At 46.0% G+C, this 25,198-nt stretch carries 10 protein-coding genes; 2 read left to right on the top strand and 8 right to left on the bottom strand.

The genetic code is table 11. The features are described 5' to 3' along the window. Positions 1-65: 65 nt before the first annotated feature. Positions 66-2,549 carry a zinc-dependent metalloprotease gene (locus FDP09_RS12970; protein WP_137403068.1) on the top strand — a complete coding sequence of 828 codons (2,484 nt, stop codon included), beginning with the start codon at positions 66-68 and terminating at the stop codon, positions 2,547-2,549. A gap of 1,299 nt (positions 2,550-3,848) precedes the next feature. On the opposite strand, the gene FDP09_RS12965 is transcribed toward FDP09_RS12970, so the two are convergent. The 8 genes from FDP09_RS12965 to FDP09_RS12930 form a co-directional block, all read right to left on the bottom strand. Beyond that, positions 3,849-5,681, bottom strand: a complete 1,833-nt coding sequence (locus FDP09_RS12965; RefSeq protein WP_137403067.1) for a glycoside hydrolase family 2 protein — start codon at positions 5,679-5,681, stop codon at positions 3,849-3,851. Between the two features lie 41 nt (positions 5,682-5,722). After that, the gene (locus FDP09_RS12960; RefSeq protein WP_137403066.1) at positions 5,723-7,852 is read right to left on the bottom strand and encodes a beta-L-arabinofuranosidase domain-containing protein; all 2,130 of its coding nucleotides are present in this window, start codon (positions 7,850-7,852) and stop codon (positions 5,723-5,725) included. A 175-nt stretch (positions 7,853-8,027) separates the two neighbouring features. After that, a complete protein-coding gene (locus FDP09_RS12955) occupies positions 8,028-10,565 on the bottom strand; it encodes a glutaminase family protein (RefSeq protein WP_229683506.1) in 2,538 nt (845 codons plus the stop codon). A 143-nt stretch (positions 10,566-10,708) separates the two neighbouring features. After that, a complete protein-coding gene (locus FDP09_RS12950) occupies positions 10,709-12,796 on the bottom strand; it encodes a CehA/McbA family metallohydrolase domain-containing protein (RefSeq protein WP_137403065.1) in 2,088 nt (695 codons plus the stop codon). Positions 12,797-12,824: 28 nt separating this feature from the next. After that, entirely contained in the window at positions 12,825-13,889 is a 1,065-nt protein-coding gene (locus FDP09_RS12945; protein WP_229683505.1) for a family 43 glycosylhydrolase, read from the bottom strand. Positions 13,890-14,313: 424 nt separating this feature from the next. Next, positions 14,314-15,018, bottom strand: coding sequence for a DUF3823 domain-containing protein (locus FDP09_RS12940; RefSeq protein WP_137403063.1), 705 nt, complete (start codon positions 15,016-15,018; stop codon positions 14,314-14,316). A 13-nt stretch (positions 15,019-15,031) separates the two neighbouring features. Then, positions 15,032-16,897, bottom strand: coding sequence for a RagB/SusD family nutrient uptake outer membrane protein (locus tag FDP09_RS12935; protein WP_137403062.1), 1,866 nt, complete (start codon positions 16,895-16,897; stop codon positions 15,032-15,034). Positions 16,898-16,909: 12 nt separating this feature from the next. Further along, complete coding sequence (locus FDP09_RS12930; protein ID WP_137403061.1) at positions 16,910-20,035, bottom strand: SusC/RagA family TonB-linked outer membrane protein; 3,126 nt, start codon at positions 20,033-20,035, stop codon at positions 16,910-16,912. Positions 20,036-21,074: 1,039 nt separating this feature from the next. Here FDP09_RS12930 and FDP09_RS12925 point away from each other — a divergent pair. Beyond that, positions 21,075-25,130, top strand: a complete 4,056-nt coding sequence (locus FDP09_RS12925; protein WP_137403060.1) for a hybrid sensor histidine kinase/response regulator transcription factor — start codon at positions 21,075-21,077, stop codon at positions 25,128-25,130. Positions 25,131-25,198 lie beyond the last annotated feature (68 nt).

The following is a 25,198-nucleotide window of genomic DNA, read 5'->3' as shown; positions in this document are numbered from 1 at the left end:
ATTATTTATCCCAAATACCTACTGAGAACATTCTATTATTTCCATTTTTCTGACCATAACCATTTATGAAAAAAGCTTTACTAACCTTCACACTATCCCTCATCCTATTTACCATTGCTGGACACTATGGATTTTCCCAATCCAATCTGTCCCCTACCATTGCCGAATTTGTAGAAGGCATGGAAATAAAGCCAGGTTTTTTCCCTCTTTACTGGGATGACAATACCGGAAAAATATGGCTAGAGATTCCAAAAACCGAAGAAGAAATCCTCTACTACCCTTCCCTCGCCTCCGGTCTAGGATCCAATGACATCGGACTGGACAGAGGCAAGCTCTCTGGTGCCCATGTGGTAAATTTCCGAAAATCAGGAAAAAAACTATTGATGGCAGAAAGTAATTATGATTATCGGGCCATCACTGATAATGCCATGGAACAAAAAGCCGTTGAAGAGTCTTTTGCAGAATCCGTTTTGTGGGGTTTTGAAATTGCAGCACAATCTACTACACACTATTTGGTGGACGCCACTGAATTTGCCTTACAGGATGCAGTAGGGGCTTCATCGGCTATCAGTAGAAGGAACCAAGGCAATTATAAAATAGACCCCAAGCGGTCTGCCATCTATTTGCCACGCACCAAGAGCTTCCCCGAAAACACCGAAATAGAAGCGACCATCACCCTCTCCGGCAGTGGTGCTGGAGGTTATCTGCGAAGTGTCACACCGTCTTCCGATGCGGTCACCGTGAGGATGCACCATTCCTTTGTGAAGCTACCAGATGACCAGTACACACCCCGTCATTTTGACCCTAGGGCGGGTGTCAATGCGGTAAGCTTTTACGATTTTGCTACACCGATAAACGAACCTATCGTCAAAAGATACATTCGAAGACATCGCCTGATCAAGAAAAACCCAGGACCTGATCCCAGTGAAGTTGTGGAGCCTATCGTTTACTACATTGACCCTGGTACTCCCGAGCCTATCCGCTCTGCCCTTATGGAAGGCACCCAATGGTGGACGGAAGCTTTCGAAGCAGCAGGATTTATCAATGCCTTTCAAGTAAAACTACTTCCTGAGGATGCTGACCCCATGGACATACGGTACAATCTCGTCCAATGGGTGCACCGATCCACTCGTGGATGGTCTTACGGCGGTGGAATCACAGATCCCAGAACTGGCGAAATCATCAAAGGTAAAGTAACGCTTGGCTCCCTTCGTGTACGTCAAGATTTTCTCATTGCGCAAGGGCTCATTGCCAATTACCTGGAAACGGGCGAAGTAGAAGATGAAGCGATGCTGGATATGGCCTTGGCCAGAATGCGCCAACTGGCCGCCCATGAGGTAGGACACACCCTTGGATTGCCACATAATTACATCGCCAGTGCACATGACCGCGCTTCCGTCATGGATTACCCCCATCCGCTGGTACAGATGGACGGTGACGGCAACTTGGACCTCTCCGATGCCTATGATGTTGGAATTGGTGAATGGGATAAAGTAGCCATCGAAATGGCCTATCGTGAATTTCCCGAAGGTAACAATGAGCTCCAAGAAATCGACAAACTGGTAAAAACTTACCGCGAAAAAGGCCTCGACTTCCTCTCCGACCAAGATGCCCGACCAGCAGGAAGTGCCCATCCATCCACTCACCTCTGGGACAACGGCTCCAATGCAGTCGATGAACTGAACCGAGTCATGGAGATCAGAAAACATGTCCTAGCTGAATTCAGTGAAAAGAAAATAAAAATGGGACAACCTATGGCCACGATAGAAGAGGTCTTTGTACCGATGTACCTTTTTCATCGGTACCAGGTGGATGCAGCCTCCAAGTTGATCGCTGGGGTCAATTATCAGTATGCGGTAAGAGGCGACGGTAGCAGTCCTCCAACAACCGTCAATGCCAAGTCACAAATCAATGCCTTAGATGCGCTTTTGGCTACCGTAGCCCCAAAAAATCTCGAGGTACCTGCAAAAGTGCTGGAACTTGTTCCGCCCAGACCTTATGGATACAGCGCCAATAGCAGAGAAACTTTCCAAGGTAATACAGGGCTGACATTTGACCCGCTCGCCCCTCCACAAGTAGCGGCAGAGATGACTTTCTCATTTATTTTCCACCCTCATAGGGCAAGTCGGCTAGTCGCGCAGCATGCAGTGAACACAGCGCTTCCCGGACTGATGGAAATCATTGACAAAACCATCCAAACCGTAAATGGATTTTCGGCTTCCTCGGAATATGAAGAAGAGATCTCCCGTACTGTCCAAAAAGCATTATTAGGCCAGCTGATTGATCTTTATCGAAGTGGACAAGCTTCCGCACAAGCAAGAGCATTGGCCTATCAGGGGATTCAAAAGTTAAATGACAGTATTACTTCCAATGGATCTACAGCACAAACCGCCCACCAAAGTTACGTCCACCGTATCGTGGCCAACCTAGACCGTGAGCAGGTGGAACCAGCACAAAAACTTCCTTCATCTCCAGTACCGGATGGCTCTCCCATTGGCTCAGAGAGCTATCAGTGGCTGCAACCAATTTGTAACTTCACGACATATTGAACCTATTGATAGCCCATTGTTTAAAAAATTCGGTTCTATATGGATTGTAGTGGGTAAATTATCCCATTACTATTCTAGAAGGTAATCTTTAATAGTAAAATAGCCGGAAAATTTGATCCGCCTTGCAGCTATTGGGCATAAAGAAATTAAACACGTGCGTGGGCAAAGAGGCAGGCTTGTCTGACGAAGTGATGAGAAAAAAGGTGGCTGGCGGCTAAACGAGAGGAGTTAGCCTGCATGAGGGCGGGGGTTAATTTTAGCCCAAAAGCTGCACAGCGGCGGGGTTTTTTGGTTACTTTGTGTGTCCTGAAGTTCGGGAAACCGGACATGCTATCCAACTGATGTCGAATAGGGCGTTACAACCCTTGGCACGACGGCTGGGACTGGATCAGGCAGACCAGTCAAATTCCCCTGATGGTGCTGCGCTTTCAAGGCTGTGGTACTGAGCGATCAGAAGGAATGCGTTTCGAAAAGCTGAACGAAAGTGAACCGTTCGATGAAGTGTCGTGAAAAATACTTCCTGTCAAAACCGGGGGCTAGAGTAACTTCCGGGACAAAATAGGCAGCGCAGACTGAGAGTTGGCCTATTGGCAGGCGGCATTAAGGCGGCAGGAGTTCGAAACAGGCGGTTGGATGGAACAGGAGAACCATCCCCTTTGATAGGGATGGGGCGGATCAGTCCGTAGTAGTGTTGAAAGCTCTGGAAACGGAGAAAGAGCGAAGGGACTGAGGCAATCGGTTTTGAATGGTTCCACAACCTAAAAACTAGGGAAGATGGAGTTGTTTGAAACAAAATCTGGAACATCAGATTTGATTGCCAAGAGCCGTATGACGGGAGACTGTCACGTACGGTTCTGAGAGAGGCTTGGGCATAGGGCCCAGGCCTACTCGACTTTGACCTGTAGAAAAAAAGTAACAACAGTAAATGATGATAACCAAGCTGAATGGGATCAAGAAGGGTAAATCAGTTATCCACAGTAAATCATATAGAACCAAAAATCCCATCCGATCATTACAGAAAAATCTTTGGAATTAATCTACATGTACGAAAAAGCCCAAGGTGAAAATCGCCTTGGGCTTTATTGAAATAATTTATAAAATTTATCCTGGGTTTAACCCGGATTATGCGTTAGGAATCGTAGTGAGAGCTGAAAGTGCAAGAAAATCAGTTAGTTTGGAGGCATTAGCGTAGCACCGCTACGGTTATGCCGAAAACTAAAGTGAAACGGCTTATTTTGAAGCAGTTTCAGGTCGCAACAGATAGGCTAATGCATATTCCGGGTTTAACCAAAGACTCCTTTACTCTGCATCATAAAGCTGCTCGTGCACTTTTTTGAGGAATTCAGGCGTCAATTTGATCACTTTTCTGTCATAGGTCATCAAGCCATTGGTCTCTACCTCCACGTCTGTGGTCTGGGTGTAAACGGCTGCTGAGAGCCCTCTTGGGATCAACTTGGCCAAAGATTCCATCATTTCTGCATAGCGGTTTTCGAGGTCTTCCACAGACTTAAAACTCTGATAACCCCAGTTGTCCTTTTCTTGCCAAGTGTGTCCCTCTACTGGCAATCCAAGTCCACCAAACTCTCCCAAGGTAATGACCATATCCTTACCAAAGAACTTAGGGTTCGGCATGGCAGGCTCGGGATAATTGTGCAAGTCCATGATTTGTCCTACAGGGAAAAAGTTTCCGCCACTGGCTCCATTTACCAAACGGCTTTCGTCATACTCCATGGTCCATTCTACGATTTCCTCCGTCTTAAACTGCCCCCAAGCTTCATTGAAAGGCACCCATACGATGATGGACGGGAAATTATGGAAATCATCCATGATCTCTTTCCATTCTGTTCTGAATATCGCTTCAGATTCGGGTGTTCTGTCACGCTCAGTACCTACGCCCACGATCCCTGGACGTGGATTCCACTGGTTGCCCATATCACCGCTGGGCATGTCCTGCCATACCAGCATCCCCATCTTGTCACAGTGATAATACCATCTTGCAGGCTCCACTTTTACGTGCTTTCGGATCATATTAAAGCCCATTTCCTTCGTCTTGATGATATCAAATACCAACGCTTCTTCATTAGGAGCAGTATATAAGCCATCAGGCCACCATCCTTGATCCAAGGGACCGTATTGAAAAATAAACTTATCGTTGACAAGCATTCGCTGTACACCATCTTCATCCAGTTCCATGCTCACCTTTCTCATCGCCGCATAGCTTTCTGCAGCATCTACTTCACGATTGCCTTTTACCACGCTTACCTCAAGGTCGTACAAGAAAGGATTTCCAGGCTCCCAAAGGGTAGGATTGGCAATGCTCAACACAGCTGGCTGCCCCACTTCCACTTCTTCTTCAGCGACCACTTTCCCCTCGGCCAGTGCTTTTACGCGCACTTTTTGACCGGGTTGGGCATTTTTCACCTCAGCTTCTACAGTCAACGTACCGGCATCCACATCCGGGGTGTTTTTTGTACTGGCAATATAGCTGGAAGGGACATTTTCAGTCCAGACCGTCTGCCAAATACCTGTAACTGGCGTGTACCAAATGCCATGTGGATTCTTGATTTGCTTTCCTCGTGGCTGAGGGCCATCATTGGACGGATCCCATACCCTTACCACCAGTTCATTGCCTTTTCGGCCTTCCAGTGCATCGGTGATATCAAAAGAAAACGGTGCATAGCCTCCTTTGTGAACGCCCACTGAAGTGCCGTTTACAAATACTTCAGCTTCCCAATCCACTGCACCAAAATGCAACAACACACGCTCTTTACTGGACTTTTTAGCGTCGAAGGTGGTCTTATACCATAGTTCCTTTTCAGCTCCTACGCGCTCTCCCACACCGGAAAGTGCTGACTCAACGGCAAACGGCACCAATATTTCACCAGCAAAGGACGATGGCGCTGTTCCTCCTTTAGGTTGTATGGCATACTTCCAAAGCCCGTTCAGGTTTTGCCAGTTATCTTCCCGAACCAATTGTGGCCGTGGATACTCTTGATGGACATTTTCCGGGTCGATTTCTTCGGCCCACTCTGTCATAATTTTACCTTCGGCAGGTGCCCAGTTGCTATCTTGTGCCCAAGCAAATGACTGGGCAAGGAGCAAACTGGCGCCAAGCAATAGTGACTTTTTCATGTTTTATAGGTTTTTAATAAAATGATAGAAAATTAATTTAATTACTTAACATCGGGAAACGCTGTGATGCGTAACCTGGCTGCCCCCATTGGGATGAGCGTTACGTCTGTCTCCAGTTGATCGGAACTGACTGGTAAATCCTTCAGTTCCCCCACCAATCCGTATTGGTCTAGGGTCCATTGCGGAATTTGCTTTCCTTTCGCTTTGATCAAAACAGGCACCTCGTCAGGAGTAAACGGAAAATCACTCTCCGGCCAAGGCCGTTCTTCCACTTCCAGTGAAGCAGCAGGATTATTCTTATCCAATACCAAGGTATAATTCCAATCAGTAGTGGGACGGATTTCCCAAGATGGCCACTTTTTGGTATCCACGCCTTCTTGCCACTTGGAGTCCCAAATGGCCGTTTCGTCACTTTCTTTTCGGATATAATCTTCCCCGATCTGAAGCGAATAGGTCAATGGGCCACGGCTTACGCTAAAGCTGTTGTTGTTGTTTTCCCAAGTCTTCACCTCAACTTCCATAGACAAGGACAAACTCACCTTGTCACCGGATTTCCATTCCCGAGCCAGTTTAACATAGCCTGCACCTTTCACATTTTCCTTTACCGTCTTGCCATTTACGCTCACAGCGGCATCAGTAGTCCAAGCTGGAATACGTAAATAAAGGGGGAAAGCTGTTGGCTGGACTGTTTCCACGGTAAACTCCAATTGTCCACGGAAAGGATAATGGGTAGTCTCCTGTATGGTCACTTCCTGTCCAGCACCGACTTTGGCTGTCACATTACTTGGGCCATAGATCGCAGCCACCAAACCATTATCAGGGGTAGCCATCCATAGATTTTCCACAAAATACGGCCAGCCCTGCGAATGATTATGCTGACAACAACGCGAACTGAAAGGATTCATCATCAGGAACGGGCCGCTATTGGCAATACCCGGAGCGTGGTTCTCGGCATCAAGCAGTGCCATATTGGGTGAAGTGATGTAATGCAGCGATTTGAAATCCGGCATCACCGCCGCTGGATAAGTATTATAGGCTACCTCCTCAGCATGATCGGCCCAAAATGGATCGCCAGTGATGCGAAGCAAATGCTCATCAGAGTTCATCTGCTCTACCATGCCACAGGTCTCGACTCCCTGACGTGGATCTGCATACCCCGGACGGGCATTTTCATCACTGCCAAACATCCCACCGGGTACTTGTCCAAAATGCGCCCGAATAATGTCGAAATTTTCATACGTAGCTTTCAGGTGGCTGTCATCGTGGCTCAGCAAATAATACTGCGCCGGCTCTCTAAACGCCTGCGCATGATTGACATTGTGCCAGTCAATCTGGTCACGGTACCAGTCGGGTACTTCCCCTCCATCGCGTACTTCATAGTAATTATGGATATCCTCTAGGTCATGGCCTCTCCCAACCCAGTCGGAAGTGTTTCGATGCAGCTTCTCAGCCAATTCAAGCAAGAAAGGCTCTCCCGTGCGGTTATACAGCCAAAAAACACTTCGGAGATTGTCTCCGCCACGTAGTTTTTGCCAATATCCATTGAGGAAATGCTCATCCGGTACAGTCATTTGAAACTTAAAATACTTGGTCATCAAATCCAGCACCCTTTCGTCCTGGGAGTATTCGTAGTAGGACTGAAGGCAGTAGAGCATGATCATATTGGCCCAGAAATCTTGGTTTTCTCCATCAAAGTGCTTCGGACCAAAATTACCATCCGCACGCTGGCTGTTCATTGTTCCTTCAAGCCAGACCTTGGCTTCCTCGATCATCTGCTGGTCTTCCAGTAAATAACCAATATTCGCATAGCCTTTGAGCCAGTAAGGTACTTCTTCCCATCCCCAATCTCCTTCGCCATCCTTACTGAGCCAAGCATTGTCTTCCTTCTGTAGCCAGGCACTGATTTCGCCCAAATGACCGGTCAATCCATTTTTTTGGCGTACCAAGTATTCCTTCAGAAACCCTTCCGGCTTTACTGAGCCTACAGGCAACTTGATCAAGGCACTGGGCTTTAGTGGAGCTCTATTGCTGATATAATGAGCGTTGGTAGCTGCGGTATCAATGCGCTCCACCACCGACACCTCAGTGGCCTGCTCCTTCTTTCCACACGAAAAGAGAAGAACAAGCAGCACTGCACTGATAATGGTTTTTAATATTGGGTATTGAGTCATGGGAATTGGGTATTGAGTCATGGGAATTGGGTATTGAGACCTGAGATATGAGATGTGAGACCTGAGATATGAAATATGAGATATGAGACATGAGATGAGTTTGATTCAGCTTCTGGTCTCCTGTCCTCGCGCTTAAACCGTTAATTGAATACCTATATTTCAATTTTAGAATCTTCTAATTTTTCAATAATTGATCCTTTAGCACCGGCATCCAGTATCCTCCGACTACTGACCTGGCCCTAAACCCTACCGATTCGGCATTGGTCGTTTGGTGCCAATCGCTCACAGGGATCCGGTTTGGCGTCTGGTCGATATAAGTGTACATCGGATCGATCAGTGCTTTTTCATCGGCCTCATCCTCGGCCATGGCAGCTGTCCAGATCACCCAGTCAGACTTTGTGTACATCTTACGGCTATCCAAGGGCAACCCAAAAGCTTCCTGCTTGGTAAGGTAATAGGCAATTTCCTTTTGGGCTACTTCCTCCGGAAAAATATCCAGCCCTAACAGCTTATTCCAAACCATGTTGTACTTCTGGCTCCACGTCCCCTTCTTGTCAAAGGTCAAACTATAATGATCACCATCTTCCGCTTTGTCCATCCATTTTTTGGCGAAATCTTTTGCTAAGGCGGTGTACTTTTCAGCATCAGCAGACTTTCCCAACGTTTCTGCCAACTGACCGTATCCAGCTATTGCCATAATGGCCTTCACAGACAGGTTTGCATTATGTGCAAGGTGCCCTGCAAAATCATCCGTGCAGAGCTGATTGGCCGGATCAAATCCTTCCTTGGCCAGGTATTCCACCCAAGTGGTCATGATATCCCAGTGCTTCTGTGCATAATCAGCATTTCCTTCCACCTTGGCTATGGCGGCGGTCAACAGCAGCATGTTCCCAGCTTCCTCTACAGGCATATCCTCTCCATAGGTTTGGCCATTGGCGAGCGGATAGGTCCCCACATCATGGGCAGGGAAAGGCTTGGCCCATTTGCCACTTTCACTGTAATAGAAGATCGGTTCGATCATTCCTTTGAGCAGGTCTGGATTATAGATCAAAAACAATGGCGCTGAAGGATACGTCACATCCACCGTCCCGATAGATCCGTTACTGAAATTCTCCTTTGAGAAGAAAAACAGTTCACCATTTGGCCCCTCAACGGTTTTATGCGCAGCCACCGCCTGTCGGTAAACCAAGGCACACATCTCGGCATATTCTTTTCCAGCTGCTGCAAAAGCATCTTGGTAAATCTGCTGGTCAAATTGCTCACTTTCAGCTTTCAGTTTAGCATAATCCGTTTGAGCAGCTTGGAGCATTTCTTCGGTGCTCATGCCATATTTCTTCCACCAAGCTTTCAGGTTTTGATTGAAAAACTGCACCGAATACAGATCATCGTAGGCCAGCGTCAAGAAATTCTCCTTGGGCTTCTCTCCTACCTTTCCAAAATCAAAAGAAAAAGCTGAAGTGATCATCTGATCATCCAATGCGATGGGCTTTTGGTCAGCATCCTTATCACTAAGCTTACCATTTTTGGCAAATCCCGCCACACTGTTGGTATTCACATCAATTTGGGAGGTGATGTTTTCCTGGTCTGCAGCCGTCAAGTACAAGTATCCCCAGTCGATTCTCACATTGTCCCCTTTCTTTTCCAGGACCGGCTGGGTACTCGTCCCTACTTTCATGGCTTTCAAACCAGGTATTTGAGGACGCTCCCATGTCACCTGCTGGTTCATGGTATTTACTGCCAAATTACCTGCGGCGCTGAAATACACCTGCACATCATGTTCCTTGCTGTCCGTTGCCGCCACTTCGAACGTAACGTAATTGGCAGGTCGGGTCATCACTTCAAGGTTATCGGGAAGCATCGGTGCCGTAAAGGTCACATCAAGGGCCACTCCACCAGCATCAAAGCTGTAATGGGTTTCTGTGGCGTTCACCTTCGAAAAAGTCTGCCCTGCTTGGGCAATGTCCACACTTGGCGCGATCACTTCTACCAACCCCGCATCCAAAAATGCTCCGCCTGTGGTGTTTTGGCAATGGATGGCCAGTAGATTCTCTCCTTTCTTTAATGCTGCTTTGGCTTTCTCATTGATCGCTACGGTCGCTGGCCTGCTGACCCAGCCTTCTTTTTCATATGCCAGTACTCCGTTCAGATATACTTTCACATTATCATCATGATGGACATTGAGCATTAGGTCATAAAAATCAGTCTTTTCTAGCTCAAACGGCCTTCTGACCCAAATGTCTTCTGTATTCCACTGGTTAGGGGCTGGGCTATCGTCTCCATTGGTAAATGCCCCTTTGGTGGTTTTCCATTGCTTACCTTCTTCATAGCCCAGCTCATTCCATTTTGGTGACGGCTTTTCCAGGGAATAACTCCACGGTTCCTCCAGCCCAGTCAGCGGAAGTACCGTCTCCGTTTCGGTCATTTCTTGTCCCAAAAAATAATAGGACTTTCCATCTACACGGATGATTCCCTGAAGGTCATTGGTCACTCCTGTCCAATGACGCGTAGCGTCACCATTAAGCGCATCACCCATGCTCCAAACGCTTAGGTAAGGATCCACGGTGATCAGCGGATAAGCAGGGGGCCGAAGCGTACTCATGTCTTCTGCTACCGCTCCGTTGGAATGCTGTTGGGCAGCATTTTGACAGCTCACTAGCGAGGCCATTCCTCCCGCTAGCAGTAGCTTTGCCCATTTTTTCATGTTAAAAGTCATTTCAATATGGTTTAATTAAGTTTGATTTCTTTACGCTTACTGATTCCTAAAGGAGGAGACGTTGCTGCTCCGTATTCAACGTCCCATGTCTCCTCTCTCAAGTCTCACTTCTTTCTACTTGCCACTAAATATTAGACACTTCCTTATTCTATCCATACCGGCTGTGTAAAAGCACCATTTACTGCTGCATCCCACATTTCCAGCCTTACCCATGTGCGGCCTTTCAAGTCCACTTCAAAAGTAAATTCATCTTCCCCAAACGCACGGGTTGCTTTCAAGTCAATGGTCTCTCGATACACCTGCTCTCCATCTCCGGAAATGATCTCTGCGTATTGGAGGGGAAATGTCCATTCTGCACTCACCTTGACCGTGGCTTTTCCATTGCCATCCAGCTTTAACACTTCGCCACTTCCTTTTCCATTGATAGTGAAAGTGGGCAAAAGCACCTCTCCAGTAGTGACAAAGAACTTTCCTGACTCCATCGCATCCACCACGGGCTGCCAACCATCTTCAAATTTTGGAAGTTTGTCCAATTGAAGGTAATTGACATTCATATTGCCATAGATTTCATAATCCGGTTCCAATTTAAAGAGATCAGCTTCACCGATGACGTATTTTCGTTCGCCCCAATTGGCCATATCGTCCATCAATTTCAACACCCTTCTTCCCAAATTAGGGTTGGAAAGGTCTGCAGGAAGGGACTTCCAAGCGGCACCGTTAAAGCGGTCCGAATGGAAGAATGCTTCATCTTTATAAGCGTCTGGATAGCCTTTGGAACCCTTGGTACGGGCATGCGCAGTCCAAGCCAAACCCTTCTCTTCCTCCAGCAGCCGCAACATCTCTTCCTTATTTCCCACACGATAAACTTTACCGTATTCGGGGTGATCCTCCACAAAAGGTTCACCTTCCTGTCTGGACATGATCCAATAAACAGGATTTGGAAAAATATTCATCCAGTGTCCTCCGAAATGGCAATTAGGTTCTTCCCCCGGAAGCATCAGAAAATCCGCTGTACTCAGCCGTTCACATTCAGCAAACATCAAATCCAGTTCCGGCAACCTCCTCGGCCCGGGATCGCGTGGATTTCCAGCCAAGTGGTATTCTCCCAGATGCATGATATTCACACCCATGGTACGTAAGGCTTTCACGTGACCGGGAATATCAGGCACCGGCTTATGGGTAAGAATATCATCCATATGTTCGGTATGAAAGTGGCTGGCCATGGTCCTATAACCAGGCAATGGTTTGTACTGATCATTTCTGGTAAATTTCTTTACCTGCTCCATGACCTGCCCATCTTTGGTGGCACTTAGGTAAACAAAGAAATTGAGTCGCTGATCGGTGTGGGGAGGAGCATTGAACCAAGGTACATGCCTGTTGTCACCCATAAGGTCATGCCTGATGCCGATGCCAAAACCATCTACCTCATCCCTGTAATTTTCGCCAGACCAAACATATTGGAGGTTGTACACATTGTCCAATGGGTAAAAAAACTGGTGCGGTGCCGGAAACACCGCCATACTCCCTTGCTCGCTTTCACCAATTATCGTCCTGTACTTTACGGCTAGATTTTCACTTTTCCCTACCTGTTGACTAGCAGCCTTTGACTGCAAATACCCCTCTGTATCCGACCAAAATATCTCATTCCATACTTGATCATTGGTCACCAAGCCGGCATCATAAATGATCGCTTTGGCATCCTCTTCCGTGTGCATGACAGCAGCGATATTGACCAATGGACTGCCGTGGTAAAGCGTCACTTCTAACCAGCCAGAAAAATTCCCTGCGGTCAGATCGCCTACCTTAATAACCGATCGCTGCCCATCGCTCAATACCTCGACGTGGGATTTTTCCAACTGCACCCGGTGGGTTTCATGGGGTTTATAGGCGGTACGGTCAAAAAAGATATTCCAACCACTTTCCTTGCTCAAATCCCGTTCGCCAACCGTTAGTAAAAACATTGGGTCAATGCTTTTCGCAAGTTCTACAGATTCTCCCGCCCGCACCAACTGCCATGATTCAAAAAGCGGCTGATCACTTTTGGTATTAATGGCGAGTTTACCATGTTGGTCTTTTCCAGCAGGCCACGATACGAGCAAACCGCTAGAGGTACGCTCTACCGAAGCCTCCCCTTTCTTGTCAAAATCGGAAAGGACAGGTTCTACTTGGGCATGGAGCACAAGAGGTATTAAAAATAAAAAAACGAAAAATAATTTTTTTAAAGGATGCATAGGTTTTAAGGGTATCATGGACGTTTAATTAAAATTTTGGGCCATCAGTGGCCGTGGTGCTGGGTTCGTGCCTGAAGAGCATCGGCCAACCGTCGTTCCAGAGAATCGGATCAATCAGCAGTGTTCTTCTGTTGGTACCATTATTGGTCCTGGGCTGGCTTTTAAGCATACCATGGTAAATCAGCCAGTCAGTTCCTTCTTTATCGGTGACGACTTCTGCGTTATGCCCTGGCCCTGCAAAACCGTTATCGCCAAGATTCCCCTTGACCACCAGCTCTCCAAAGTGGCCGTCCAAGAGCCTATTTCCTGCTTTGTCCAGATAGGGACCTTCCAGTTTTTCTGATCTTCCCACCCAAACTTGATAACTGCTGTTGGCTCCTTCACAGCAAGAACCATATGATCCAAAAAGGTAATAAAAACCGTTTTTCTTTAAAATATAGCTGGCTTCAAGGTGATCGCCGGCTACTTGGACTTTCTGTCCTTCGGTAGCCTTTCCGTCTTCGGTGAGCTTTATCATAAAAAGCCCTCTAAAACTTCCCCAAAACAAGTATTTATGACCATCTTCTTCATAAAAAAAGGGATCAATGGAATTGCTTACACCAATGCTTTGGGAGTCAAAAATTTTCCCGTAATCCTCAAATGGGCCTTCCGGATTGTCCGCTATGGCCAAGCCAATACCAGGGTTGGCATCTCCCCAGGTGGAAAAGGAATAATACATAAAATACTGATCGCCTACTTTGGTGACATCTGGTGCCCAGATGCCCCCTTCTGGCTTCCATGTGGGTTTGGAGGATAGCGCATCCCCCACCAACTCCCAATGGGTTAAGTCTTTTGATTTGATCACGGGCACGAGGTGATACCCCCCTTCATCGCCCCAATTGTCTTCGGTGCCATAGGCATAGAAAGTTTCTCCCGACTTCACCACTGTGGGATCTGCCAAAACCGGCTCCCAAACGGGATTGGTGTATTGACCTTGGACATCTTCTTCATCCTCCTCCACAGGATCAGGAACAGGCTCCTGGGCATTGCTAGAGCAGGCCAACATGGATATCATTGTGGCTATATAAAAAATCAAAGCTAACAGTGGTTTCATAATTTGGTTTTATTTAGGGTCAATTGGTTATAACAAATCCAGCCCAATACGTCATTGCGAAAGGAGTGAAGCAATCTCATATGCATAAGATGAGATCGCTCCATACCCCATCGCTATGACGGACTGGAAAAGGTCATTGCGAACGCAGCGACAGTGATGTGACGCAATCTATCCATTTAGGTTAGGGATTGCCACGTCGCAAGCTCCTAGCAATGAATTATCCCGGAATATGCACTAGCCTATCTACGCCACGGCGCACAGGTGTTGCGACCTGATCCGCCGCGGCGGACAAAATCAGTCGTTTCACTTTAGTTTTCGGCATAACCGTAGCGGTGCTACGCGAATGCCTCCAAACTAACTGATTTTCTTGCCATTTCAGCTCTCACTACGATTCCCAACGCATAATCCGGGATTATACTGATCATTAGAAATCTATTCTTTCGATGTTAGAAAACAGCATATCCTCCACACCATCGATCCTCAGTCCCACTCTGGCAAAGACATAACCTTGTGTAGGTGTCATGTTAGGCACCTCTGTGGACAATTGGATACTGGACATATCAGCAATATCTCCTCCGCCCAATCTGGCAGAGCTGATACTGGTACGTCCGTCCACGAATGCCGTCTTGCTCAAGTAAAGCACCACTTCGTTTACACCGCGGGCATTGGCATCTGTGATGATTTGTTCCAAGCTAAAATTGGCAGTCACCTCACTGCTGTTGCCGGAAATGTCCACATTTCGGATCATGTAATATGGAAGCACCTCGATGTCCATATTCATGCTCCCCGTGAGGTTCAAGGGAATGGTATCCGAACCTGATTCCGAGTTGGTCAGGTTCATAAATGGCCCCTGATCGGCTGGGATGATCAACTTGTAATCTCCTGCAAACAGCAGGGAACTGAATGAACCATCTTGGTCTATGGCCACACCAATGTTTCCAAAGGTTTGCCATCCCTCTTCCCACAGCTGGAAGTAAACGTCATTATAGCTTACGCCAATGGGTTCACCTTCATACACAATGTTACCATCAAAAAGCAACTTGGGCTCATCGTAGTTGTCATATTCACAAGAACTCATGCCCAAAGCCATCAGGCAAAGTCCCGCAAGATATTTTATGTTCTTTTTCATATTTCTTTAATCCTTAATGGTTAGGGTTTCTGACAATCTTCGGATTGCCGTTCAGTACATCGTCACCGATTCGGGAATAATAGTTGCCCAAACGGAACCTGTGTGGGTTAAATACCGGGGTTGGCAAAAACTCCTCAAATACCCATTTCTCATGGTTCGCGGTGCCAGGTGCGTACACTTTGTAAGGGTTCAGCCCAAATACACGGGTACTGATGGCTTGTGATTCACTAGGGTCATTGGTAAGCGGTACCGCTTCACCATTCCACACTTGGTGGGCTATTCTCCATCGTTTATAGTCCCATAAGATATGGTTCTCGAAAGAAAGCTCCACTCTACGTTCGTGTATGATCCTGTCAAATGTAATTTCCGAAGGCGCCAAATCCACTGGCATACCTGCTCTTCTCCTTACTTGGTTCATGTACTCGGCTGCCTTGGCGTTGTCCCCCAACTCGAATGCCGCCTCCGCAGCGTTCAGCAGCACCTCTGCATAGCGAAAACGAATCCACCATACCGAACTCCTCGTACCACGTTGTCCTGAACCAACCTGGGTATCCACAAACTTTCTGATATAAAAGCCATTCTGTGCAGACCATTCCAGGTTAGGTATGGGACCGTCAAAGCCTACTAGCTGGGCACTTTCGCCGTTAGGCAGCTCGCCTCTCCCGCCTAGTTGGTCGGAAGTAATCAAGCCTCCGTCCGCTGTTCTCCATCCAGCCCAGATATCTACTTCACTTCCTCTAAATGTAGTCCCTGGAAGGATCACAGTTCCTGCCAATCTTGGATCCCTACCTGCAAAGATGTCCTCTGGTTCATCGTAATAGATCGGATCACCGTTTTCATCCGTCGTCGGCAACGGCGCAAAGGTATTGTCCAATAGCTCGAAAGATTGTACCAAATTCAGTGAAGGGTTCAGTTTACCCCCTACCGTATTTTCTTCACGAAGGGATCTCGGAATGGTCTCGATGGTGAAATAATGTGTTCGGGCCTGCACCAAATAGTCCTTGGCAAAAATCACCTCATTATTCGCTGATTTGTTCAGGAAGATATTGGTAAAGTTTTCTGCAGGATCTGGATCATTATTGTACAACTGGTAAGTTCCCATACCCATCAGCTCTTCTGCTGCATCCAATGCAGTAGTATAGTAACCATCTGCCATGCTCGCGGGAATACCTACTTCTTCACCAGGAAGGGACACGTTAGGAGTATTCTGTCCATATTTTGCAATAGAAGCGGCATACAAAGCAGCTCTTGCTTCTAAAGCCAATGCAGCTCCCATTGTAGCCCTAGATACAGTACCTCCATCAGGCAAATCCCCTTTGATGGCCTCCATCTCTTCAATCACAAAATCATAGATTTCATGCTCTTTTGCCCTCGGATACTGCAAGTAGGTAGGATCTCCACTGTAGTCATATTCCAATGATTCTAAAATCAAGGGTACTCCCCCCATTCTTTTGACATGTTCAAAATACGACATGGCACGGATAAATTTGGCCTCGGCAATAAACCTGTCCCTTACATTCGGGTCAAGCTGATCAGCCGCCTCGGCGCTCTCTATGAAGAGGTTAAGGTCACGGATAAATCCGTAGTCCCACATGCCCCAATCACCATAACCATAGTCTTGGTTTTGATGTCTCCAGTAATCACCGGCATTGGAAGCAAAAGCCTCATCAAAATTGGTATAGTTCCACCAGCTCTCTAGCTGTTGGTAATCTGGAATTCTATTATAGAGGTCTGCCAAAACGGACAGCACCAAATCCTCACTTTCCCATACCTGATCTTCCAACAGGATATCCTGTGGCTCGCGGGTAAGGAATTCTTCATCGTTACATGCGGTAAACAAGGCTACGCATGCACAAATACTTAATATGATTTTTTTCATGGTCAGTCTCATTTAGAAGGTCAAATTAAACCCTAGGTTCATGTTCACGTTTTGCGGATACTGCAACCCATTGGGATCCCTAACTTCTGGGTCAATCCCAAACTGGTGAACATTATCGATTGAGAACAGGTTATAGGTTGTAAAATACACCCTTGCCCGCTCAATCTTCAACTTACTCAGCACCTTAGGAGGAAGTGTATAGCCAATGGAAGCCGTTCTCATCCTGATGTACTTCACATTGGTCAGCCACCAAGTAGAATTCTTGTTGTAGTTACTGTGGCCTCCTGCATTATAGCGCAATGGCGGGTTTTCACCTGGGATCCATTCACTGTCCAAGTTGTAGGGATCTTCTCGGTGCCATCTGTCATCGTACATGTAGGCCAAAAGGTTACCGCCGTTTTGGTATGGCCATCTCATTTCCCAGTTTTGGTTATAAGAAGCCAATGACCCACCGGAGAAGTCCATGGTCAAATCAAAATTCTTATAATTGAAATACATGTTCAACCCGTAACTGATCGTGGGCGTTCCATCTAGGCTGTAGCCAATGGGCCTTTCATCATAACCGTCGATTTTACCGTCTTGATTGACATCCTTATAGATCAGGTCACCCGGCAATAGCGTGCCGTTTCCTTGGCCGTCGATATTTACGTCGTAGTTATCGATCTGTTCTTGGGACTGGAACTGACCAATGGTCTCATATCCCCAGAAAATACCATTCCATCTGTTCTCTCCTGAGTTACGGTAATGGTTCCAGCTACTGCTGAAGGCAGGGTTATAGGAATTCAGAAACTTGCCCCGGGCATAGCCAAAAGTACCGCCGATCCTGAAGGTAAGGTCCTGCACTTTTCCGTTATAGTTGATACCAAAATCCCCACCTAGGGTAGCATCACTGCTGAGGTTTTCATCCGTCAAACCATAGCCCAGTTCCAACGGCAGAAACACGTCATCCCTGATATCCCTTAGACCTTCTCTTTTCCTATGGAAGTAATCAATGGTACCCGTGATTTTGCCAGCTCCAAAGGAGAAATCCAATCCCACATCGAACATCTTACTGGTGTACCAGGATAGGTTGTCGATCGCCTGACCGGTATTTCTCGAACCTTGCACATTCTCGCCATCCAAGATTACAGTGGAAACTCCATATTCATATCCTCTTAAGTAATCAAATGGCCCAATACCAATATTATCATCTCCCAACTCACCATAGGAAACCCTCAGTTTCAACTCATCCAGATTGGTCTTGGCAGCAATGTTATCCATAAACACCTCATCGCTCAATCTCCATCCCGCAGAAACGGACGGGAAGAAACCCCATCGTTTGTCCGGGGCAAATTTCCATGATGCATCATACCTTCCGGAAACTTCCAAGAGGTATTTCCCTTTATATTCATAATTGATACGACCTACATAACCGATCCTTGCTTCCTCATAATCGTAATCATCATATTGGTCCATATCTGCAAATTGGACCAGAGAAAGATAATTATTAGTAGGTACGGAATGGATAAAGTTTCTGTAGTCCCTTCTTTGGATACGTTCGTACAATCCAAGGATCGCCAGCTTATGATCTTCGGCAAATACACGGTCATAATTCAGTTGAAGCTGCGTTACCGTTTCTTCGATTTTACGTTGATTCCTGTCCCTGTAAGGATTATCATTTCCACCTGTTCTGATATATTCATCGTCCTCGGGGATATAGTCAAATACATCATAGGTATATTCGAAAGTATTCACATAGTTATCAGCATAATAATAAGAGTACAATCCCTTTGCTTTCAGTCCCTCTACCGGAATGTCATATTCCGCGGTGAAGTTGGTCTGGAGATTTTTCCAATAATTGGTAAAAAATCCAGTCCGGTCATAATTCAGCAATGCCCAGTTGGTTTCAATATTGTTGATATTGGCCGGATAATTGGGATTGTCATTGGCATATGGCCGCTCTGTAGGTCGGTTTCTGAACAATGCAAATCTTGGCTGCCAATAATCATCACCACCCGGTACACCAGGATTTTCACGGTTTTCCAATCTACCGTTCAGCTGTAAGCCGACGGTCAATCGATCGGTCACGTCAGTAGTGATATTGGACTGGAGGTTGGTCCTGTTAAATTCAAACTCGTCACTGAACACTGATTTTTGATCAAATCGTGTAATGGCCAAGTAATAATTGGTCTTTTCAGAGCCACCGGATACACTTGCACTAATGTTACTTTGTGGGGCATTGCCTTGGATAATAAAGTCCCTCCAGTCAAAAGACCGGTAGCCATATTCGGTACCTGCTTGCCATTTGTCAAGTTCCTCACGAGAGATATTGGTACTGCCAAACTGGTTCATGTCTGCATCTGCGCGACCAAGCATCCACTCGTAGCCATTCACCCCTTCAGGGAATCTGGACCAGTTCTGAATGCCATAGTAGCCATTGATGCTGATCTGAGGTTCTTCACCACGGCTACCTCTTTTGGTGGTTACCACTACCACGCCGTTGGCAGCACGAGAACCGTAAACCGCAGCAGAAGCATCTTTCAGGATCGTGATACTTTCGATATCCCCGGGAGCCAGGTTATTGAATTGTCCCTCGTCTTTTTGGATACCGTCTATTACATAAAGGGGATTGCCCAAATTACGGATACGGAGCTGAGCCCCCGCACCGGGACGACCATCAGGCTGGCGAAAAGAGAGGCCCGGAAGTTTACCTGCGAGCGCACCGCCTACTGTCGCGGTAGGCACCTGCTCGATATCACGGCTGGTGACATTGGCCACTGATCCGGTAATCGATTCCTTTTTCTGCTGGCCATAGCCCACAACTACCACTTCTTCCAGGTCGCCAAGCTCACTTTCCAAGTGCAGGTCAAAGTCACTCTTGTTGCCTACTTCAGTTTCCAGTGTCTTATAACCGATAAAGCTGACACGCAGCACCGGATTGTCACCAGTTACTTCCAATCTAAATTCACCGTCAATACCTGTCACGGTACCGTTGGTGGTGCCCTTCTCAAGAATGCTGACCCCGGGTATGGGCTGCCCGGAATCCTTTTCTTTTACGGTACCTTCCACTACCTGACGCGATTGCGCAGCTGCAGAAAACACCAAACCGCATAGCAGGATAACAATCAAACTGCTATTTCTTAGTAATTTTTCTTTCATGTAATTAATAGATTTTGGGTTAAGGTTAATACTCCTATTTTCCAAACAGGCAATTGGCTTTACCTGTTACCACAGTGATACAGCTCGGAATTTCCACACGCGCTGCTGCACACCAGCATACATTTATGCGTTACATCCACTACTCGTAGTGAAAGCAACAACTCGGTATTAAATTCAATAATGAATAGTCAGAGGAGCGTTTTTTGGCGCGATGCCCAGGGTAGTATAAGCAGGCTCCCCAGTGTCAACTTTAACGGCTTGCTACGTAAACTAGCTGCGGAGATGGGCAAACCGAATGGTTTGTTGGCCACAGCTTATCGACAATAGTCTTCCGTAGCCTAAGAAATTGCCGACGTCCGTTGCAGAATGGCTCCTGCTTTAACACCGGCATGACACGTTGGTAGGATGGATATCTCATTATTTTGGGATCTTAAAGGTTACACATCTTCAGTACCTTTAGTACTGTTATTGACTTTTTTTGCCTTATACCACTTACTTAATGGTTTTAGCAGTTTTATCACAATGCTAATCTACGGAAGCCATTACCAAAGCCTTATCACAAATCCTTCATATAATGCCACATTTCCTGCTTTAAGCTTATCTACCTGGCTTAAAGGTCTTTTTTGGGGGAACTCTTAAGCTTCTGATGGCAATACGTCCAAAGACAGATTATAAAATTCATATTAAAATGAGCTCGACTTATTTTTAGTATAAAAAGCGTCATTGCGGCCCCTTTTTAGGAGGATGTGGGTTGGAAAAGGGTGTGGCAACTCGCCGCGGCGAGCTGCCACGGCTTCCACCCGCTCAGGCCTCCCTCTAAGCCTCGCAGTGACGGTTTTATAATCGAACCGAGGTCAGCGCCAAAATATTGCGCCAAATTCAACCCTGAGGTCAAGGCCATGAAATGAAAAAAATCAGTCAGATACCCCAAATTTTCCTTCAAAATGTGCTGCCATAATGTAATATTTCAGTAGGCTTAACTTTTGGTCAAGGGCTTTTTAGTACATTTAATCACAGAATAAACCCAGAAAGGTCAAATATGCGATCATTTATCAAAACTACTTTACTACTTCTAGTTTGTTGTGCAGGGATCATCCTACCAGGCTTTGGCCAAAATCAAGACTATTATTTCGAGCACATCACCATGGAGGACGGCCTTTCGGGAAGTACGGTCTTTTCTATCCTTCAAGATCAGCAGGGCTTTATGTGGTTCGGCACCAAAAATGGGCTCAACCGTTACGATGGGCATAATTTTAAGGTATTCAGTCCAGAAGCCGGCAATGAATCCGGCTTGAAGGATAATTTTATTTACGGTCTGTTTGAGGATAGCCGAAACACCATTTGGGTGGGAACAGCACATGGCATGTACACTTATAATTCCTCCACTGAACGGTTTAGCCATTTTGATAAAATTTCCACCAAAGGAAATCAGATTGACGGGTCAGTAGGGAAAATCACCGAAGATCTAAACGGCAATATCTACTTTGCGGTCAACAGCAGAGGACTTTTTCGGTATAACCTTGAAAGTGATTCCCTTTTCCAATACCAAGAAATCAGCAGAACCAACACCAACCTTCATGACAATAACACCACCGATGTTTTGGTAGATGAAAAAGGAGAAGTATGGGTAGCCAATTCAAGGCTCGGTGTCCATAAATTCCTTCCTGAATCCGAGAAATTCCAGCAGTACCTTTCCCACCCCGAGGTGATCAAAGCCGCGGTGCTACAAATGGAAGACCACGGCACCAATATATTACTGGGAACGAAGGACCTGGGCGTTTGGGAAATGGATAAAAACAGTGGAGAAGTCACTCCCCTGCTTACCAAGGCTCCAAACGGAAAAAACCTTTTCATCAGGGATTTTTGCAAAATCTCTGATAATGAACTCTGGATCGCTACGGAATCAGGGCTTTTCATCTATGACCTCGAAAAAAATAAGTTCAAACATTTTAAGGAAAACCTTAACGACCCCTATTCCATTTCAGACAACGCCGTGTACTGCATCGAACGGGATATAGAAGGAGGAATGTGGATAGGCACTTACTTTGGAGGATTGAATTTTCTCCCCAACCATCCTTCAAAATTTAAAAAACATTACCCCATTCCCAACAGCAACACCATTAGCGGACAGCGCGTCAGGGAGTTTGAAGAAGGTAAAAAAGGCACCATTTGGATAGGTACAGAGGATGCAGGCCTTAACCACTATGATCCAAAATCAGACACATACACCGTATATCTTCCTAACAACACCTCAGAAAGCCTTTCCTATCATAATATCCATGGACTGGTAAGAAAAGATGATGAGTTATGGGTAGGTACGGTGACGTTCGCAATCGGGCTAAACCACATCAACCTCAACACCAAAAAGATAAACAACATCCAAATCCACAGCGAGCTTAATACCCCTGATGACAATGAAATGCAAAGCCTGCTGGTAGATCATAACAAACAAGTCTGGCTGGGAACGGTGGTAGGGCTTTTTAAACTCAATGAAGAGGACAATTCCGTGGATTTTATCAATGAGATCGGGAACCAATTCATTTATGACATGCTAGAAGACCATGAGGGCAATTTATGGCTTGGAACCTACTCCAATGGCCTGATTCGCTATAATCCTGAGACTGGAAACATCAAGACATTCCGTCCAGATCCCAATAATCCCAATTCTTTGCCTCACTATTCCATCATCAATATTTTCGAAGATAGCCAAAACAGGATGTGGATCGCCACAGAAGGTGGTGGGTTTTGTATTTACAATGAAAAAAGTGATGACTTCACGGTTTTTAACACCGATAATGGATTTCCTTCCAATAGTATCTATAAAATTTTGGAAGATATCTCAGGTCACCTCTGGATCACTTGTAACCGGGGCCTTTTGGAATTCAACCCCCAAACCACCGAATACCGGCTGTTTACCAAGGACAATGGCCTGATGCCCTACCCTTTCAACTACAAAAGCGGCTATCGGGCAAAAGACGGCACGCTCTATTTTGGTTGCCTCAATGGCTTTATTTCATTTGACCCGAGGGAATTTGAACCCTATGAGTATGATCCACCAGTAGTCATTACGGGTATTCAGATCTTCAATACACCTGTACCTATTGGTGGTGAAGACCCGATTCTTGATGCATCTATCACCAAAACCTCAGCCATCACGCTTAACCACAGCCAATCTTCTTTGAGTTTTGATTTTGCGGCGCTCAGCTATACCGCATCGGATGCCCTACCCTATGCCTACAAAATGGAGGGCTTCGACAAAAACTGGACATACCTCCCCCAAAATCAACGTATAAACTACTCCTATTTACCGCCAGGTGATTATACCCTTAAAATCAAAACGGCGGATGTTTTTGGAGAGTGGAGCGATCGGGAAACGAGCCTTCAGATCACCATACTTCCCCCTTTCTGGCAGACCAGATGGGCCTATTTGGTCTATGCTTTACTGATCGTCTTAACATTTTACTTGGTGCTAAAGTTTTACAAGAATCGGATCCATCATCGACAAGCCGCTGCATTCAAGCGGTTAGAAGATGAAAAACAACGTGAAATCTACCAATCAAAGATTGAATTCTTCACTAACATTACCCATGAAATCAGAACACCGCTGACCCTGATCAAAGGACCTTTGGAGAGCATTCTAAAAAAAGAAAATTCCATCACCCCTACGGTCAAAGAGAGCCTACAGATTATGAACAAAAACACCAATAGGCTGATCGATCTGAGCAATGAGTTGTTGGATTTTAGAAAAACAGAAAAAAAAGGAATCACCCTGAATTTTACCAGAATAGAAATAAACAAATTACTGGAGGACAACTACATACGATTCAAAGGCAGTGCCGAACAGCAATACATCAACTTCCACTTTCTAAAGAGAGCAGAACCTTTCTTCGCAGACATAGACCGGGAGGCTTTTACCAAAATCATCAGTAACCTGCTCTCCAATGCCATCAAAAATGCAGAAAGCACTGCACAACTGGAAATGGTCATTTCTCCTGACGACACCCATTTCAAAGTGATTGTAAGCAACGACGGCAACCTTATAAGTCCGGAAAACCGAGAGAAAATCTTTGAACCATTTTTCCAAGTCGGTGACGAGTCCAACAAGCACAGCGCATCAGGGACGGGCCTAGGCCTTCCCCTCGCACGGTCTCTTGCCGAGATGCATGGTGGCACACTGCATGTAGATCCCAGCAACCCAAAAGGTCGAAACACCTTTATACTGGACCTTCCTGTCAAACAAAAAAACACCATAAAGATAACAGCGTCTCCCATCAAAGACCTTGATGTGTTCGAACAGAAAAAAACGCAAAAACAACCCAAACCTTCCTCCTCAAGAAGGGCTATTTTAATTGTGGAAGACAATAATGATTTACAAAAATTTATTTATGATCAGCTGAAAGGGGAATACCATATCTATAGGGCTGAAAATGGCCAAGAAGGTATCAAGCAACTAAATGAAAAACCGATCGATCTGGTGATTACCGATGTGATGATGCCTGTTATGGATGGATTTGCATTTTGTGACATCGTCAAATCCGACGTTAACTTCAGCCATATTCCTGTGATTATGCTGACGGCCAAAAACACCTTACAGTCAAAAATAGAGGGTATGGAATTGGGTGCTGATGTTTACCTGGAAAAGCCTTTTAGCATGGATCACCTGAGTTTGCAGATCAAAAACCTCCTCCACTATCGAGACCAGGTACGCCAGGCCTTTGCCAATCAGCCCATGGTCAATGTAGAAACCATCGCCCATACACGAGCAGATGAGGAATTTCTATTCCAAGCCAACGAAGCAATACTCGAAAACCTCGACAATGAAAGCTTTGGTGTCAATGAACTGGCGGACATCCTCTGCATGAGCCAATCAAGCCTCCTTCGCAAAATCAAGGGGGTATCCAAAATGACCCCAAATGGTTACATCAGATTGGTAAGGCTGAAAAAAGCAGCGGAAATGCTACAAAATGGCCAATATACCGTAACTGAAATTAGTGAAAAAGTAGGCTTCAATTCACCATCTTACTTCTCAAAATGCTTCCAAAAGCAATTCGGAGAACTTCCAAAGGACTTTAGCAAAAATTCCGAAACACTTTGATCTGCGTTTATTTATCACTTATATATCAGCGAGGCTGTCCCATAATTAAACCCGGATTTAATGCCGTT

This window comes from Echinicola rosea (assembly GCF_005281475.1).
In the GTDB taxonomy this organism is placed as follows: Bacteria; Bacteroidota; Bacteroidia; order Cytophagales; family Cyclobacteriaceae; genus Echinicola; species Echinicola rosea.
This window is presented reverse-complemented; position numbering and strand designations above follow the sequence as displayed.

Bases quoted from the DNA above. Each gene is read 5' to 3' on its own strand.
- FDP09_RS12955 (WP_229683506.1), bottom strand. From the start codon at position 10,565: ATGACTTTTAACATGAAAAAATGGGCAAAGCTACTGCTAGCGGGAGGA.
- FDP09_RS12930 (WP_137403061.1), bottom strand. From the start codon at position 20,035: ATGAAAGAAAAATTACTAAGAAATAGCAGTTTGATTGTTATCCTGCTA.
- FDP09_RS12945 (WP_229683505.1), bottom strand. From the start codon at position 13,889: ATGAAACCACTGTTAGCTTTGATTTTTTATATAGCCACAATGATATCC.
- FDP09_RS12970 (WP_137403068.1), top strand. From the start codon at position 66: ATGAAAAAAGCTTTACTAACCTTCACACTATCCCTCATCCTATTTACC.
- FDP09_RS12960 (WP_137403066.1), bottom strand. From the start codon at position 7,852: ATGACTCAATACCCAATATTAAAAACCATTATCAGTGCAGTGCTGCTT.
- FDP09_RS12935 (WP_137403062.1), bottom strand. From the start codon at position 16,897: ATGAAAAAAATCATATTAAGTATTTGTGCATGCGTAGCCTTGTTTACC.
- FDP09_RS12965 (WP_137403067.1), bottom strand. From the start codon at position 5,681: ATGAAAAAGTCACTATTGCTTGGCGCCAGTTTGCTCCTTGCCCAGTCA.
- FDP09_RS12940 (WP_137403063.1), bottom strand. From the start codon at position 15,018: ATGAAAAAGAACATAAAATATCTTGCGGGACTTTGCCTGATGGCTTTG.
- FDP09_RS12925 (WP_137403060.1), top strand. From the start codon at position 21,075: ATGCGATCATTTATCAAAACTACTTTACTACTTCTAGTTTGTTGTGCA.
- FDP09_RS12950 (WP_137403065.1), bottom strand. From the start codon at position 12,796: ATGCATCCTTTAAAAAAATTATTTTTCGTTTTTTTATTTTTAATACCT.